This window comes from Bradyrhizobium sp. P3_C3 (assembly GCF_056402655.1).
On sequence record NZ_JBFUGY010000002.1, the window covers coordinates 242,564 to 258,221 of the forward strand.

19 protein-coding genes are annotated in these 15,658 nt (G+C 64.4%); 7 read left to right on the forward strand and 12 right to left on the reverse strand.

What is annotated here, in order from left to right; all coding sequences use genetic code 11:
• Nucleotides 1–25: 25 nt before the first annotated feature.
• Nucleotides 26–697 (reverse strand): response regulator, encoded by a 672-nt coding sequence (locus tag AC1DW2_RS03670; protein WP_071917775.1) that lies wholly within the window; start codon nt 695–697, stop codon nt 26–28.
• Nucleotides 698–1,040: 343 nt separating this feature from the next.
• Between AC1DW2_RS03670 and AC1DW2_RS03675 the strand changes: the two genes are divergently transcribed.
• Nucleotides 1,041–2,666: an MFS transporter gene (locus tag AC1DW2_RS03675; protein WP_175627402.1), complete on the forward strand. Its 1,626-nt coding sequence runs from the start codon at nt 1,041–1,043 to the stop codon at nt 2,664–2,666.
• Between the two features lie 61 nt (nt 2,667–2,727).
• On the opposite strand, the gene AC1DW2_RS03680 is transcribed toward AC1DW2_RS03675, so the two are convergent.
• The 3 genes from AC1DW2_RS03680 to AC1DW2_RS03690 all read right to left on the reverse strand — a co-directional run bounded on the left by AC1DW2_RS03680 (nt 2,728) and on the right by AC1DW2_RS03690 (nt 4,164).
• Nucleotides 2,728–3,201, reverse strand: a complete 474-nt coding sequence (locus AC1DW2_RS03680; protein WP_441497456.1) for a secondary thiamine-phosphate synthase enzyme YjbQ — start codon at nt 3,199–3,201, stop codon at nt 2,728–2,730.
• A gap of 160 nt (nt 3,202–3,361) precedes the next feature.
• Nucleotides 3,362–3,880: a hypothetical protein gene (locus AC1DW2_RS03685; RefSeq protein WP_063986051.1), complete on the reverse strand. Its 519-nt coding sequence runs from the start codon at nt 3,878–3,880 to the stop codon at nt 3,362–3,364.
• A gap of 41 nt (nt 3,881–3,921) precedes the next feature.
• Nucleotides 3,922–4,164: a hypothetical protein gene (locus tag AC1DW2_RS03690; RefSeq protein WP_441497457.1), complete on the reverse strand. Its 243-nt coding sequence runs from the start codon at nt 4,162–4,164 to the stop codon at nt 3,922–3,924.
• Between the two features lie 75 nt (nt 4,165–4,239).
• Between AC1DW2_RS03690 and AC1DW2_RS03695 the strand changes: the two genes are divergently transcribed.
• The 5 genes from AC1DW2_RS03695 (at nt 4,240) to AC1DW2_RS03715 (ending at nt 6,875) form a co-directional block, all read left to right on the forward strand.
• The gene (locus AC1DW2_RS03695; protein WP_063980777.1) at nt 4,240–4,614 is read left to right on the forward strand and encodes an AtpZ/AtpI family protein; all 375 of its coding nucleotides are present in this window, start codon (nt 4,240–4,242) and stop codon (nt 4,612–4,614) included.
• A gap of 112 nt (nt 4,615–4,726) precedes the next feature.
• A complete protein-coding gene (locus tag AC1DW2_RS03700; protein ID WP_071916889.1) occupies nt 4,727–5,476 on the forward strand; it encodes a F0F1 ATP synthase subunit A in 750 nt (249 codons plus the stop codon).
• A 53-nt stretch (nt 5,477–5,529) separates the two neighbouring features.
• Nucleotides 5,530–5,760 carry a F0F1 ATP synthase subunit C gene (locus AC1DW2_RS03705; RefSeq protein ID WP_007599451.1) on the forward strand — a complete coding sequence of 77 codons (231 nt, stop codon included), beginning with the start codon at nt 5,530–5,532 and terminating at the stop codon, nt 5,758–5,760.
• A gap of 60 nt (nt 5,761–5,820) precedes the next feature.
• Nucleotides 5,821–6,384 (forward strand): F0F1 ATP synthase subunit B family protein, encoded by a 564-nt coding sequence (locus AC1DW2_RS03710; RefSeq protein WP_441497459.1) that lies wholly within the window; start codon nt 5,821–5,823, stop codon nt 6,382–6,384.
• Between the two features lie 5 nt (nt 6,385–6,389).
• The gene (locus AC1DW2_RS03715) at nt 6,390–6,875 is read left to right on the forward strand and encodes a F0F1 ATP synthase subunit B family protein (RefSeq protein WP_085402617.1); all 486 of its coding nucleotides are present in this window, start codon (nt 6,390–6,392) and stop codon (nt 6,873–6,875) included.
• A gap of 200 nt (nt 6,876–7,075) precedes the next feature.
• Here AC1DW2_RS03715 and AC1DW2_RS03720 read toward each other — a convergent pair whose 3' ends face one another.
• The 5 genes from AC1DW2_RS03720 to AC1DW2_RS03740 all read right to left on the reverse strand — a co-directional run bounded on the left by AC1DW2_RS03720 (nt 7,076) and on the right by AC1DW2_RS03740 (nt 12,429).
• Entirely contained in the window at nt 7,076–7,732 is a 657-nt protein-coding gene (locus AC1DW2_RS03720) for a hypothetical protein (protein ID WP_063980773.1), read from the reverse strand.
• 128 nt (nt 7,733–7,860) lie between these two features.
• Complete coding sequence (locus tag AC1DW2_RS03725; protein WP_014498500.1) at nt 7,861–8,448, reverse strand: GNAT family N-acetyltransferase; 588 nt, start codon at nt 8,446–8,448, stop codon at nt 7,861–7,863.
• Between the two features lie 39 nt (nt 8,449–8,487).
• Complete coding sequence (locus tag AC1DW2_RS03730) at nt 8,488–9,777, reverse strand: M16 family metallopeptidase (RefSeq protein ID WP_441497460.1); 1,290 nt, start codon at nt 9,775–9,777, stop codon at nt 8,488–8,490.
• Nucleotides 9,774–11,192 (reverse strand): threonine synthase, encoded by a 1,419-nt coding sequence (gene thrC / locus AC1DW2_RS03735; protein WP_014498502.1) that lies wholly within the window; start codon nt 11,190–11,192, stop codon nt 9,774–9,776. The genes AC1DW2_RS03730 and thrC overlap by 4 nt, the downstream gene beginning before the upstream one ends.
• A 592-nt stretch (nt 11,193–11,784) precedes the next feature.
• Nucleotides 11,785–12,429, reverse strand: coding sequence for a response regulator transcription factor (locus AC1DW2_RS03740; RefSeq protein WP_014498503.1), 645 nt, complete (start codon nt 12,427–12,429; stop codon nt 11,785–11,787).
• A gap of 86 nt (nt 12,430–12,515) precedes the next feature.
• Here AC1DW2_RS03740 and AC1DW2_RS03745 point away from each other — a divergent pair, with 86 nt between their 5' ends.
• Nucleotides 12,516–13,847 carry a histidine kinase gene (locus AC1DW2_RS03745; RefSeq protein WP_441497461.1) on the forward strand — a complete coding sequence of 444 codons (1,332 nt, stop codon included), beginning with the start codon at nt 12,516–12,518 and terminating at the stop codon, nt 13,845–13,847.
• Here the strand turns inward: AC1DW2_RS03745 and AC1DW2_RS03750 are convergent.
• From AC1DW2_RS03750 to AC1DW2_RS03760, 3 genes are all read right to left on the reverse strand, one after another.
• A complete protein-coding gene (locus tag AC1DW2_RS03750) occupies nt 13,844–14,209 on the reverse strand; it encodes a nuclear transport factor 2 family protein (protein WP_063980769.1) in 366 nt (121 codons plus the stop codon). The two genes, AC1DW2_RS03745 and AC1DW2_RS03750, sit on opposite strands and share 4 nt — an antisense overlap.
• Before the next feature lie 118 nt (nt 14,210–14,327).
• Nucleotides 14,328–15,083: an SURF1 family protein gene (locus AC1DW2_RS03755; RefSeq protein ID WP_166345710.1), complete on the reverse strand. Its 756-nt coding sequence runs from the start codon at nt 15,081–15,083 to the stop codon at nt 14,328–14,330.
• A complete protein-coding gene (locus AC1DW2_RS03760; protein WP_441497463.1) occupies nt 15,080–15,481 on the reverse strand; it encodes a DUF983 domain-containing protein in 402 nt (133 codons plus the stop codon). The genes AC1DW2_RS03755 and AC1DW2_RS03760 overlap by 4 nt, the downstream gene beginning before the upstream one ends.
• Nucleotides 15,482–15,658 lie beyond the last annotated feature (177 nt).

Consider the following 15,658-nt stretch of genomic DNA (forward strand, 5'->3'; position numbering starts at 1 on the left):
GTCGGCAGTGCGCACCGACGACGGCTTATCCCGTCGGGGTGCCCTGCTTCCACTGGCCGCCGGCGATCTTCGCCGCGGCAATCACCGCCTGCGTGCGGCTCTCGACGCCGAGCTTTTGCAGGATCGCCGAGACATGCGCCTTGATGGTGGCTTCGGAGACGCCGAGCTCATAGGCGATCTGCTTGTTGAGCAGCCCTTCCGATAGCATCATCAAGACCCGGACCTGCTGCGGCGTCAGCGTCACCAGGCGGTCGCGCAGGCGCGTCATGTCGGGATCGGCGGCGGCCGATAGATCGGTGTCGGTGGGAACCCAGACGTCCCCCTCCATCACCTTGAGGATCGCGTCGCGCAAGGTCTCGACGCCGAATCGCTTCGGGATGAAGCCGGAGGCGCCGAAATCGAGCGAGCGGCGAATCGTGGCGCTGTCGTCGGAGGCCGAGACGATCACCACCGGGATGGCCGGGTACTGCGCGCGCAGATAGATTAGCCCGGAAAAGCCGGAGATCCCGGGCATCGAGAGGTCGAGCAGGACCAGATCGACGTCGGATGTCTGTTCCAGCAGCTTGGTGAGATCCTCGAACGATCCCGCCTCGTCGATCCTGGCCGAGGTCAGGACGCCCGCCACCGCTTGCCGCAACGCGTCGCGGAACAGGGGATGGTCATCGGCAATGACAAGATGGGTCGAAGGAGCGCTCATCGTTCTCTTGCTGGCATTCACACCGGGCCAGTAGGCCGGCCCGGGGCCTTGGTCAATTCTTTCCCGACCGGCCGTGGCATGCAAGTGGGCATTATCCCTTTGCGGGAACGGGGTTAACCCATGGTCGAGCACGATCGTGCCGGATTGAAAGGTCCGCGGCGTCAGGTGCGCGTCAGTGCGCAAGGCCGAAAGTCGTATTGGGGCGGGTTTCACGCCGATGTTACCTTGGAGCCAAGACCTGGGTTGATCCGGCATGACCGGGTATCCGGGGCGCGAGGAAACGCATTTCGGGGAGCGACTCAACATGTCGACAATGGCTGTGTCTCAAGCGGGCGCGGGAGGAATGACGAAAGACGAACGGTTCGTCATTCTCGCCTCCTCGCTCGGTACCGTCTTCGAGTGGTACGACTTCTACCTCTACGGTTCGCTGGCCGGCATCATCGGCGCGCAGTTCTTCTCGGCCTATCCGCCGGCAACCCGCGACATCTTCGCGCTGCTGGCCTTCGCCGCGGGCTTCCTCGTCCGTCCGTTCGGCGCCATCGTGTTCGGGCGCGTCGGCGACATCGTCGGCCGCAAATACACCTTCCTCGTCACCATCCTGATCATGGGTCTGTCGACCTTCATCGTCGGCCTGCTGCCCAATGCGGCGACCATCGGCATCGCGGCCCCGATCATCCTGATCGCGCTGCGCCTCGCCCAGGGCCTGGCGCTCGGCGGTGAATATGGCGGTGCGGCGACCTATGTCGCGGAGCACGCGCCGAACGGCAAGCGCGGCTATTACACCTCGTTCATTCAGACGACCGCCACGCTCGGCCTGTTCCTGTCGCTGCTGGTGATCCTGTTCACCCGCAGCGCGATCGGCGAGGCCGATTTCGCGGCTTGGGGCTGGCGCATCCCGTTCCTGGTCTCGGTGCTGCTGCTCGGCATCTCGGTCTGGATCCGGCTCCGCCTCAGCGAATCTCCGATCTTCCAGAAGATGAAGGACGAGGGGAAGAGCTCGAAGGCGCCGCTGACGGAAGCCTTCGGCAACTGGCAGAACGGCAAGCTCGTTCTGCTCGCGCTGCTCGGCGGCGTGATGGGCCAGGGCGTGGTCTGGTACACCGGCCAGTTCTACGCGCTGTTCTTCCTGCAATCGATCCTGAAGGTCGACGGCTATACCGCCAACCTCCTGATCGCCTGGTCGCTGCTGCTCGGCACCGGCTTCTTCATCGTGTTCGGCGTGCTCTCCGACAAGATCGGCCGCAAGCCGATTATCCTCGGCGGCTGTCTGATCGCGGCGCTGACCTTCTTCCCGATCTTCAAGATGATCACCACCAACGCCAACCCGGCGCTGGAAAAGGCGATCGAGTCGGTCAAGGTCGACGTGGTGGCGGATCCCGCGGGTTGCGGCGACCTGTTCAACCCGGTCGGCACCCGCGTCTTCAGCGCGCCCTGCGACACCGCACGCGCCTACCTGTCGGGCGCGTCGGTCAAGTACTCGACCTCTTCCGGCCCGGCCGGCTCCGGCGTGAAGGTGGTGGTCAACGGCAAGGACATCGCCTACGCCAACGCCAAGGACGGCAATCCCGCGCTGCTCGCCGCAGTGCAGGCAGCCGGCTATCCGAAGCCGGGCGATGCGGGCATCGTGAAGATGTCGCATCCGTTCGACATCTTCCGTCCGCAGGTGGCCGCGACCGTCGGGCTGCTGTTCATCCTGGTGATCTTCGTCACCATGGTGTACGGCCCGATCGCCGCGATGCTGGTCGAACTGTTCCCGACCCGCATCCGCTACACCTCGATGTCGCTGCCCTACCACATTGGTAACGGCTGGTTCGGCGGCCTGCTGCCCGCGACCGCCTTCGCCATCGTGGCTTCCACAGGCGATATCTATGCGGGTCTCTGGTATCCGGTCATCTTCGCATCGATTACCGTCGTGATCGGCTTCTTCTTCCTGCCCGAGACCAAGGACGTCGACATCAAGGCGACCTGATCGACAGCACCGATCGACACACGAACCGGCCGCGGTCTCCGCGGCCGGTTTTGTTTTGGGATCAGTGATTGCTGCCGATGAATTGCAGCACCACCTCGCGCCGGTGCGGGCGCTTGCGGTGCTCGATCAGGTAGATCGCCTGCCACGTACCGAGCGCGAGCTTGCCGTTCAGGATCGGGACCTGAAGCGAGGCCCCGGTTAGCATCGTCTTGATATGCGCCGGCATGTCGTCCGGTCCCTCGGTGTCGTGCGTCCAGCCGCCGTTTTCAGGCGCGAGCCTGGACAGCGACGTGGTGAGATCGACGAGCACGGACGGATCGGCGTTCTCCTGGATCGTCAGCGAAGCCGAGGTGTGCCGGATGAACAGCGTTAACGCGCCATCGCGCGCCTGAACCTCATTGATGAACTTCACGGCTTCGCTGGTGAGATCGGTGAAGCCGCGGCCGGGCGTCTGCACGGTCAGCAGTGACGATGCGACGGTGGTGGCTTGCACCGACGATGGCGCCGAGCGCGTGACGGATTTGCCTGATGTCATGAAAGATCTCTCAACTCGGAACGCCGCCGTAGGGTGGGCAAAGGCGCGTAGCGACGTGCCCACGTCTTCTTACGTCACGGTGGAAACATGGTGGRCACGGCGTAAGAAGGCCTTTGCCCACCCTACGGCAGCTCAACGCATGGATAGCCCGAAGGGGTCCTCAAATCTTCCCCGAGACGTCCTTCTGCACGCGGTTGGCCATGTCGATCAGCCGGCGCCAGGCCTTTTCCAGGAACGACATCACCCGATCGACATCCTGGTCGCTGGGAAGCGGAATCTCGATCTTGCGGTCCCCCTCGGCGACCTTCGGGTCCTTCTTGAGCGGATCGGATTTCGGCATCGCCTCGTCGATCTTGCCTGACACGGTCGGCCCCGCCGCGATCTGCCCCTTCAGCTTCTCGACTTCGGCCTGGAGCCGGCCGATCTCGGCGTCGAGCGCGGTGCGTTCGTCGGGCACCGCGTAACAGGCCCAGCCCGCGCCGTTCTTGGTGCAAGTCGATACCGTGCCGGTGCGGGTGTCGAGCCGCAGCACGCCCTCGGGGATGGGCGTCATGCTGTAGCGGCCGTTTTCGCTGTCGGGCGCGGACTGTGCGGCAACGAGGCCGCCGCCGATGGTCATCATCGCGGCGAATACCGCCGCTGCAAGCCATGATGCTGTGGATGAATTTGCTGGTCTCATCGCGCTCTCCGCCATGGCGCTTCTGTGGCTTCTCTTCAATTCTACACCCCGGCGAGGCGATCTGCCGCCCAAAACGCGCCACCGATATCAACGATCGCGGCAATCCCTTTGATCCCGCCAGCGGGACGAAATGGTGGTCGCATTCGCCGATCATGAAGAGAGCTGCTGCGGTGCGGCGTCACGCTGTGTGCAGCGTTGCCGCGCGCGCCAATATCATCAAGTAAATCAGATAGATAATAGAACGCGACGCAATCGTGACTTGGCTTGACTTGATTATGGGCCATCAGTATGGTCCGCGCGGCTTTTGAGGGTGGCGGGCGTAATTTCCATTCAGCCGCGGCGTTTCGGGTCTTCGTTGCATGACACAGGGCACGGGACACGGCGAGAATGGGGATCGCGATAGATCGTCCGAGGAAGCTGCGCTTTCCGAACGGCTCGGGAATCTTGATCAGCGGTTGTCCGAATTCCGGGACCGACGAATCAAGACCGAGCAACCCGCAGGTGACGGTGAAGACAGAGCGGCCAGAGCTTCGGCGATGGCGCTTGGTTTCCGGTTATCCTCCGAGTTGGTCGCCGGGGTCGTTGTCGGAGCGGGGATTGGCTGGGGTTTCGACCGCTTGCTGTCGACGTCGCCTTTCGGATTTATCGTGTTCCTGCTGCTGGGCTTCGTGGCCGGCGTGGTGAATGTGGTGAGAACGGCAGGCGCGGGTCAAAACAGGCGCGGTGATTCTTAAGCGATCCGCACCAACAGAGGAATGATCGTGCCGGCTATGCCGGTACGGGCCGGCCCGGCCGGCAGACCGAGACCCGCCGGCATTGCCCGGCAGACCAAGAGATGCCGCGCTGATGAAAATCGACCCGATCCACCAGTTCAACATCGAGCCTCTCTTCACCCTGGGCCATATCGGCAATCACACGATCGCCTTCACCAATTCGTCGCTCTACATGCTGGTGGCGGTGGCGATCATCTCGTTCCTGATGCTTGCCAGTGGCACGCAGCTGGTTCCCGGGCGCCTCCAGTCGGTCGCCGAGATCTCCTACGAATTCGTCGCCTCGACCATCCGTTCGACGGCCGGCGCGGAAGGCATGAAGTTCTTCCCGCTGATCTTCTCGCTGTTCATGTTCATCTGCGTCTCGAACCTGGTCGGCATCATCCCCTATACCTTCACGATCTCGAGCCATCTGATCGTGACGGCCGCGCTCGCGCTTTTGGTCTTCTTCACCGTGCTGATCTACGGCGTTGCCAAGAACGGCCTGAAATTCTTCTCGATCTTCGTGCCTCACGGCGTCCCCGGCTACATCCTGCCGCTGGTGATGTTCATCGAGATCCTGTCGTTCTTCCTGCGGCCGGTCTCCCACAGCGTCCGTCTGTTCGCCAACATGCTGGCCGGCCACATCGCGCTCAAGGTTTTCGCGGGCTTCGTCGCCATGCTCGGCTTCTCGCTCGGCGCGCTCGGCTGGGTCGGYGGCGTGCTGCCGCTGGCGCTCACGGTCGCGCTGTACGCTCTCGAGATTCTGGTCGCGTTCCTGCAGGCCTATGTGTTTGCGATCCTGACCTGCATCTACCTGAACGACGCCATTCATCCGGGACACTGAGCGGTCCGGGGAATTTCCACCCACAACCCAATCTTTCTTCCAAGGAGTCTAAAATGGATCCGGCAGCAGCAAAACTTATCGGCGCGGGCATCGCATGCATCGGCATGGGCGGCGCGGGCGTCGGCGTGGGCGTGATCTTCGGCAACTACCTTGCCGCAGCCGTTCGCAATCCGTCGGCCGCTCAGGGCCAGTTCGGCAACCTGATCTTCGGCTTCGCCGTGACCGAAGCGCTTGGCATTTTCTCGCTGCTGATCGCGCTGCTGCTGCTGTTCGTTCCGCTCTGAGGACGATGTTTCGCGCCGCTTCGACCGAAGCGGCGCGCATGACGGCAACAGGAGTAATCCATGGCTGAGAGTCATGGCGGGGCGAAAAGTCCGGCGGCGGGCGCCCACACCGAGTCCGAAGGCGGTCACGGTGGCGGTTTTCCGCCTTTCGAGAGCGGCACCTATGCTTCACAGCTGGTGTCACTCGCGATCTTCTTCGTCGCGCTTTACGTGATCGTGTCCAAGCTCGCTCTGCCGCGCGTCGGCGGTGCGATCGAGGCACGTCAAAACAAGATCGAGGGTGACCTCGCCGAAGCGCAGAAGCTGAAGGACCAGTCCGACGCGGCGCTGAAGGCCTATGAGGGTGAGCTTGCTTCGGCACGTTCGCGCGCGCAGGCGATCGGCAACGAATCCCGCGACAAGGCGAATGCGCAGGCGGAAGCCGAGCGCAAGGCGCTTGAAGAGCAACTGGCGGTCAAGCTCGCCGAGGCGGAAAAGACCATCGCCTCGACCCGCAAGACGGCCATGAGCAACGTCCGCGGCATCGCGGCCGATGCGGCAGGCCAGATCGTGCAGCAGCTCACCGGTATCGTTCCGGACGCAGCCTCGGTCAGCACTGCCGTTGACGCGTCCTTGAAGGGTTAGTCGATATGTTCTTCGATCCTGAAACCTGGGTCGCCATCGCCTTCGTGATCCTGATGGTCCTGTTCGGCTATCTCGGGGTCTTCAAGAAGGTGACGACTGCGCTCGACCACCGCGCCGACCGCATCAAGGCCGAGCTCGACGACGCGACGCGCCTCAAGCAGGAAGCGGCCAAGGTGCTCGCCGACTACAAGGCGCGCAGTGCCACGGCCGAGCGCGAGGCTGCCGACATCATCGCCAACGCCAAGTCCGAAGCCGAGCGCATCGCGACCGAGGCCAAGGCGAAGATGGAAGACTTCGTCGCCCGCCGCACCAAGACCGCGGAGAGCAAGATCGCGCTCGCCGAGGCCCAGGCGGTGGCCGATGTCCGCGCCGCAGCCGCGGAAGCCGCCGTCCAGGCCGCCTCCACGATCCTGTCGCAGTCGGTCAAGGGCCAGGTCGCCGACGACCTGCTCGCCAAGGGCATCAACGAGGTTCGGCAGAAGCTGAACTGAGGGGCTTTGCCCTCACCAATCAAAAAGCCGGCGCGCGAGCGCCGGCTTTTTTGTTGGGCAGGCCTGTAGCCGCAAATCAGGTGTCATCACCCGCGAAGGCGGGTGATCCAGTATTCCAGAGACAGCAATGGGATACGGAGAAGCCGCGGCGTACTGGATGCCCCGCCTTCGCGGGGCATGACAGCGAAGCGTGTGGTTACCTATTTCTTCTTCGGCCTTGCCTTCGGCTCGGGCGAGAGCGCCTGCGGGTCGAAGCCGACATAGAAGATGTAGGAATCGGCGATCTTGGCCGAGGGCACCGGATAGGCCAGATCCTCGGCGATGAAGGTGAAGGGCACGCTGCCGCCCTCCGACATCTCGACCGTGGTCCGGTACGCCTTCGAGGCGATCACCTTCTCGCCGACGCCGCCCTGCACCACGGCAATGCGCAAGGGCACCTCGACGGTCGCAGGCGCACCGGCGGGACCGGCGATGACACGGCCCTGGATGCCGATCCGGGCGGTGATATCGCCGCCATTCCGGGTACATTCACGCGCCATCTTGGTGATCGTGGCCTGGAAGCGGATCTCATTGCCGACGGCCGGCTTGCCGGCGGCGCCGACCGCATAGGTCGAGGCCCCGGCGCGCACCGTGACCTGCGGACAATCGACGTCGTCATCGGCCGCCGGCTGGCCGGGCGCGGGCGCCGGCTTGGGCTGGGCCGGCTCGTCGGACTTGCCGCCGAACAGGCTCTTGAAGCGGTCGGTGAGCGACTGGGCCGCCACTGGCGAGACGGCGGCGAGCGCAACCGACAACGCCAGCGCGATCCCCGTACCCCGCCGCAACGCATTCCGCGATGACCGAAGCTTCTTCACCATCAACGCCCATACTCCATGACCATCTTCCAGCCGATCGCCGGCCGGCCAGCGGTTTATATCGCCAAAATCGGCGAACCCAAGGCAAGCAAGGCAGTCCAATCAGACTTTGGCCTCAGGCATGACAGGGCTCAGCCGCGGAAATCCTCGTGCAGCAGGCCGAACAGCAGGTGGTCCTGCCAGACTCCGTTGATGCAGAGATAGCGGCGCGCCAGGCCCTCGCGGGAGAAGCCGCACTTCTCCAGGACCCGGATCGACGGCGCATTGGTCGGGATGCAGGCGGCCTCGACCCGGTGCAGATTGAGCTCCCCGAACAGCGTCGGCAGCAACACCCGCAGCGCCGCCGTCATGTAGCCGCGATGGGCATGAGGCTTGCCGACCCAGTAGCCGATGGTGCCGGCCTGGACGATGCCACGGCGGACATTGGCGAGCGTGATGCCGCCAACCATGGCGCCATCGAGCTCACGGAAGATCAGGAAGGGATAGGAGCGGTCCGCGGCGATGTCCTCGGAATAGCGCCGCAGGCGGCGGCGGAAGCCGGACCGGGTCAGGTCATCAGACGGCCAGATCGGCTCCCAGGGCGTCAGGTAATCGCGGCTGGACTCGCGCAAATGCGCCCACTGTATGAAGTCCGACATCTGCGGCGCGCGCAGCAACAGGCCGTTGCCGCGCGGCGCGAGGGCGGCGGGTCCACTGGATGGCAGGCGAAACAGGGCCATGGTGATGCTTCCCGGGGCAGATCAGCCCGTGCGCGGCTCCTAATGCAGCCGCGCCTTGGCACGTGCCCGGGTCAATCCTTCCGCAAAAGATACCGCCGTGTCCAGACCCCTGCCACTGCCCAATGCGACAACCGCAGGGCGGCTCCGCGAAAGCAGCGCACGCGCCGCATCCCGGGTCGATTCGACGCTGACGGCGTCGATCCGGGCCACCAGTTCCTCGACCGTCTGCGGCCGGCCATAGGCCAGCACATGCCGGGCCAGCTGCTCGGCGCGGGACGAGCAGCTCTCCAGCGCCATCAGGAGGCCCGCCTTCATCTGCGCCTTGGCCCGCGCGATCTCGGCCTCGGTCAGCGTCTCCACCGAATCATTCATGATGTCGACCACGACCTCCATCATCTCCGGCGCGTCGGCCGGATCGGTGCCGGTGTAGAGGCCGAAGAAGCCCGTGTCGGTGTAGGGCGCGTGGAACGAGTAGATGGAGTAGCAGAGGCCGCGCTTCTCACGCACCTCCTGGAACAGCCGCGACGACATCCCGCCGCCGAGGATGTTGGTGAAGACCTGGAGCGAGAACAACGACGGATCGCTCTGCGGCACGCCTTCCAGCGCCAGCGTCAGATGCGCCTGCTCAAGCTCGCGATGCACCACCTTGGCGCCGCCTTTGCCGAACTGGGCGGCTTGCGGCTTCGGACCCGGCGTTCCTTCGAAACTCGCAAAGCGCTTCTCGACCTCGGCGACGACCTGCTTGTGATTGACCGCGCCGGCTGCCGCCACCACCATGTCGGGGCCGCGATAATGCGTCGACAGATAACCGCGCAGCATGTCGCGGTTGAAGGCGCGCAGGGTCTTGGCGGTGCCGAGCAGCGAGCGGCCCATCGGCTGGTCGGGATAGCAGAGCTCGTTGAGATGCTCGAACACGACGTCGTCGGGCGTGTCCTGCGCGGCACCGATCTCCTGCACGATGACGTTCTTCTCGCGCTCGAGCTCGTCGGGCTCGAAAGCGGGATTGGCGAGGATGTCGGCGAGTACGTCGAGCGCGAGCGGCACGTCGGCCTTCAGCACCCGTGCATAATAGGACGTGGTCTCGGTCGAGGTGCCGGCATTGAGGTCGCCGCCGACCGCCTCGATCTCCTCGACGATCTCGCGCGAGGAGCGCTTGGTCGTGCCCTTGAACGCCATGTGCTCGAGCAGATGCGAGATGCCGTGCTCGTTCGGCTTCTCGTCGCGCCCGCCAACACCGGCCCAGACGCCGAGCGCCGCGGTCTCGAGATGGGGCATCTCGTCGGTGACGACGGTCAGGCCGGAGGCAAGCTTGGACATCTCGACACTCATCCGGCAACTCCCTGTTTTGCGGCCCGGCTGACCGACAGCACGAACCGCTCGACCTCGGCCTGATCGTTCTTCATCACCTTCATGTGTTCGGATTTGGTCATGAGACCGTCGAGCCAGGCGGGCAATTGCGGCCGCTGGCCGCAGGCTGCCTCGACCGCATCGGGGAATTTGGCCGGATGGGCGGTGGAGAGCACGATGCTGGGCACCGTCGTATCGGTGGTGTCGCGGTCGGCGACAGCAAGCGCGACCGCGGTATGGGGATCGACCAGCTCGCCCGCCTCGCGCCAGGCGGCGCGGATCGCGGCTGCGGTTTCGGTCTCGTCGGCCCGGCCGGCGTCGAATTCTTCACGGATTGCGGCCAGCATCGCGTCAGGCAACACGAAGCGCCCCGACTGCTTCAGCGAGTCCATCAGACGGCGCACGCCGGCCGCATCGCGCCGGCCGGCCTCGAACAGCAGCCGCTCGAAATTCGAGGAGATCTGGATGTCCATCGATGGCGACGCGGTGGCGTGCACCTCGCGCACCTCGTAGATCCCGGTCTTGAGCGTGCGCGCCAGGATGTCGTTGACGTTGGCGGCGATGCGCAGCGTGCGCACCGGCAGCCCCATCCGCTTGGCGACATAACCGGCAAAGATGTCGCCGAAATTTCCGGTCGGCACGACAAAATCCACCGTGCGCGCCGGCGCGCCGGCGGCGACGGCGGAGGTGAAGTAGTAGACCACTTGGGCGACGATGCGCGCCCAGTTGATGGAGTTGACGCCGGAGAGCGAGGTCGCATCGCGGAAGCGATGGTTGTTGAACATCCCCTTCACGAGCGCCTGGCAGTCGTCGAAATTGCCCTCGATGGCGAGCGCATGGACGTTGGCCGCGCCCGTGGTCGTCATCATCCGCTGCTGCACTTCGGAGATGCGGCCGTGCGGGAACAGCACGATGAGATCGACATTCTCCAGGCCCGCGAACGCGTCGACCGCGGCGCCACCGGTGTCGCCGGAGGTCGCGACCACGATGGTGGTGCGCTGGCCGCGCTTGGCGAGCACGTGGTCCATCAGCCGCGAGATCAGCTGCATCGCCACGTCCTTGAAGGCGAGCGTCGGGCCGTGGAACAGCTCCAGCACGAATTGATGCGGCGTCATCTGGCGCAGCGGCACCACCGCCGGATGGCGGAAGGTGGCATAGGCCTCGTTCGCCATGCGGCCGAGCTCGGCATCCGAAATCTCGCCGCCGGCGAACGGACGGATCACGTCGACGGCGACCTCCCAATAGGGGCGGCCGAAGAAGCCAGCGATGGCCTCGGTCGAGAGCTGCGGCCAGGTCACCGGCACATACAGGCCGCCGTCACGGGCAAGCCCAGTCAGCATCACGTCGCAGAAGCCGAGTTCTGGGGCCTCGCCCCGGGTCGAGATATAGCGAGTCAAACTGCCCTCCAAAGGCCGGCCGGCCTTGAGCCAGATCCATAAGCCTTTGATTTCATGAAACTACTTGTTAACGGCCAGAGGCGTTGGGCCACCATAAAGTGTTTTGCGGCATCGGGAAACCGCTTCCCGCCTGTGCCCCGCTCAACGAAAAAGGGCTGCGGCGATACCGCAGCCCTTCTCTTGGAAGGTCTGTCGTTGATATGTGCAGACCCGGTTTGCCTCGTGCGGGTTGCCGGCCCGCCAAAAACTGTCGGCCAAGTTCTCGGCGCCCGTCACGAAATCGTCAAGGGCCAAAACGGCGGGGGCAAGAAAATGTTCCTATTTTTCCCGGCGCGGTTCGCGTTTCGTAAAGGCATCCCTGCGAGCGCTCGCGTACCATTGCTGCTTTTTCCCGAAGTTTCGGGTGGTTCAGGAACGAATATCACGCCGGCCCATTGTGTCGGCGGATGGTGTCGGCGCTGTCCATGCATTGCCCGGCTAAGCGTCGAGACCCGATCCGCCCGGCCGGACCGGCTGCATCCTGAAGCAGCCGGTTCGGTGCCGAGCCGCCAGTGCGCGGGCCGCCGGTGCCCCCGGGGCCGCCAGTGTCCCATCAGCTCATCCCGATTTCCACCGCGATCCTGATCAGGTCGGAATGGTTCTTGGCGCCGAGCTTCTGCTTGAGCAGGGACGTGGTGTTGGCGACCGTCTTGTAGGAGATGCCGAGCGCCTCGGCGACCTCGACGATCTTGTCGCCACGGCCGAGCAGGCGGAGAATCTCGAGCTCCCGCGGCGTCATTTGCGAGGCCGGATTGGCCTTGATCGCTGCACCGGAGAACGTGACCGCCTCCGCGAGCTGCGGCGAGATGAAATTGTCGCCGGCGACCACCTTGCGCACCGCCTTGAGCAGAATCCGGGGATCGTCGCCCTTGGAGACATAGCCCTGCGCGCCAAGCTCGACCGCCCGCACCACGAAGGCCGGATCGTCGTTCATGCTGAACATGATGATCTTGGCATCGGGGTCGTCCTTGCGGATCCGCCGCATCAGCTCGAAGCCGGAGACGTCGGGCAGGCTGATGTCGATGACGGTGACGTCGGGACGCTTGCTGATATAGGCGCGATGCCCGGATTTGGCGTCGGTCGCCTCGTCGATACGGATCGAGTGGTCGGACGCGAAAAGGGTGCGGCATCCTGACAGCACCACGGGATGGTCGTCGACGATCAGAACTCGGGTCGCCGGCTTGGCGGTATCTTGCATCGCGCGCTCTCTTGTTTTTCGACTCATAGACCGACGGGAACAAATGGAAAGAGCAAATCCCGCCAATGCGCGTTAGAATTGACCTAATGTGGCAGCGGCTCTCATTCAGAACACAATTGTTTCTTCCGCTCGGCTTGAGCTTCCTTGCCGCGCTGGTCATGGGCGGCGTGCTGCTCCAGAACTTCGCGACGGGGCAGCTTGCCGACGAGAATGAGCCGGGCCGACGCTCGACCCGGACGGTCGCCGAGGCACTCAACAACAGCCTGAAGGCCTCGGACGACCCGCGGAAGATACTCGATGCATTTGTCCATTCTTTGGACAACTCCTCAGATATTCAATTCCGTTCAGTGGAAGCAGGTCCCGCCCCCTCTCCAAAGGACAGCCTGCGTGATCTGCATGGCGTGCCGCATTGGTTCGTGGACCTGATCGCCATCCCGGAGATGGACGCGGCATCTCCCGTCATCATCGACGGCAGGCGCGTCGGCGACATCGTGTTCATGCCGGACCTGTCAGCCGATCTGTTCGAGAAATGGATCGGCTTCCTGGCGCTGACGAGCCTCATCGCCGTGCTGATGATGCTGACCGGGACCATTGCCTATCTCTTTGCGGGATCGGTGCTGCGTCCCCTGCAAGATCTCGGCGCAGGCCTCACGCGAATCCGGCGCGGCGATTATGCAACGCCTATCCCGGTCGCAGGACCGCAGGAGATCCGGCAGAGCTGCGAGGAAGCCAATGCGCTGGCGATGACGCTCGCGCAATTGAGTCAGGATAATCGCGACCTGTTGCACCGCCTGGTGTCGCTCCAGGACGACGAGCGGCGCGATCTCGCGCGCGAGCTGCACGACGAGCTCGGACCGCTATTGTTCGGCATCCGCGCCAGCACGATCGCGCTGAGCGAGGTTTCGGGAAATCTCGGCAACCCGGCGCAGGAGGTGATGCGATCTGTCGAAGCGCTCCAGCAGACCAACCGCCGCATCCTCGACCGGCTGCGGCCGCTTTACATCGAGGAATTGGGGCTCAAGACCAGCGTGCAGACGCTGCTCCAGAACTTTCGCAGACAGGCGCCGCATATCAGCCTGACGGCCACGATCGATCCTGGCCTGAACGAGATCGACCGACCGCTGGCCCAGACCGTCTATCGCCTGATCCAGGAGGCGCTGACCAACGTGCTGCGCCACGCCGGGGCGAACAATGCCAATGTGCTGGCGACCATTGCCGGCGAGGTGCTCACGATTGAGATCTCCGACGACGGCGGCGGCTTTCCCGCCGACAACGTCTTCGGCCGCGGCCTGACGGGCATGCACGAGCGCGTGCGCGCGCTCAGCGGATCGCTGTCACTGCTGCGCGCCGACGAGCGAACCTATGTGCGCTGTCGCCTGCCGGTCGAGACGGCGCGAGACGCGCCATCGGCCGGCTAGCACACACCATCAGCATGCGGGGACTGCCGCGCCGGCTCGCACAGGGTGCTGTAGATCTTGCCTTCGGGACTGAAGCGAAACGAGGCGTGGATACGCAGCGAGCCCGCGACGGAATATTCGAGATCGATGCCATGCGGCACTGGATTGATCTCCTCAAGACCGAAGCCTGCCGACGAGAAGGTGCTAAGCCGCGGTCCCCAATAGGTTTCGAGCTCGCGCCGCCCGCGATAATGTCGCTTGCCGTTGCACATGCATTCGACCCGGGCGTCGTCCGCATAGAGATCGAGGAGCGTCGCGAGGTCGCCCTTCCGGCAGGCGTCCACCCAGTCGACGACAATTCCCATCTGGTCGAAATCGCTCACACCAAAATCCTGTCTGCCGCGAAAAATTTGCGTGCGGCTTAGGACCACCCTCGTGAATATGTCCTGAATAATAAACCCCGGGCGATACCGGGTTCCCTCCAGGAACCTACGGAAAATTTCAGGTCGGGTGCCGCCGTCCCCTCGCCCAGACGCCGAATGCGATCAGCACCGCGCCGGCGAGCGCGAACCAGGTGATGGCGTATTGCAGATGATCGTCCTTCAGATGCACGTCGAGCGGGCCGGGACGCGGAATGCCGTTCTCCGGCACCGGCCGCTCCAGGTCGATGTAGAACGGCGCGACCGTGCCCCAGCCGAGCGCCCGGGACATGGCGAGATGATCGCGGGTGAACCACAGCCGTTTGTCACGCTCAGCGTCAGGCATCAGCACGCTGGCTGTTTCGGGGAAACGGACGTAGCCGGTCAACATCGCCGGCTTGTTGGTAATGAGTCGCGCGACCGCCCGATCCTGCAGGGCGCGGTCCTGTTGGGTGTTCGGCACGAAGCCCGCGTTGACCGCGACCATATCGCCGCCAGGCAGCCGTGCGGGAAGGAAAGCCCAGGTGCCGGGGCCGGAAATGTCGGAGCGGATGGCGGAGCCGGAACTGTAGACCATCGCATCCAGACGGGACTCGTAGGTCGCCGTAAATGTGACCCGACGGAATTCGTCCCGCTCCGGCGTCAGCGTGCTCCATTGCGACGGCGGCGGCAACGCAACAGGTGCCGCCGCGAGACGCTCGGTCAATGCGGCGATCAACTGATGTTTCGCGACGCGGCGCTGCAATTGCCAGACGCCGAGCGCGACCAAGACGGCGGCCAGGAAAAGCGTGAACAGCGCGAAGCCGGCCACGCGGGGCTTGCGCGCGGTCTCGTTCATTTCGCGCGGTCGACCAGCCGGCCCGGCGCCGCCTTGTGGTGGAATTGCAGCGCGATCAGCAGCGACTTCATCGCGCGCAGCGGCAAGAGCGTGGTCACGAGGATCAGCGGCAGCCACAGCGCGGCATGCAGCCAGTACGGCGGCTGGTATTTGACCTCGACGATCAGCGCGCACGCAACGACGATCCCGCCGGCCAGCATGATGATGAAGATCGCAGGACCGTCGCCGGTGTCGATGAAGGCATAGTCGAGGCCGCAGCGGTCGCAGCTGGGCGCGAGCGTCAGGAAACCCGCATAGAGCTTGCCCTGGCCGCAGCGCGGGCACTTGCAGGCAAGCCCGCGCAGCGCGCTTTGCAGGACGGTCGTTTCGGGCTCGGATGGGCCGGCGGTATCGTTCATGATGACGGACTCTAGAGCATTATCGGTTCTGATTGAATCAGAACCGAAGCTCTAGATTCTTGTTTTGACGCGTTTTCTTCACGCGAACCGGTATCCACTTCGCTCGAAAACGCTCAATCACAGCTTCCGCCGAAGCTTCCGGCGACCCAAAAGCGAAAGGGCGGCCCTGCGGCCGCC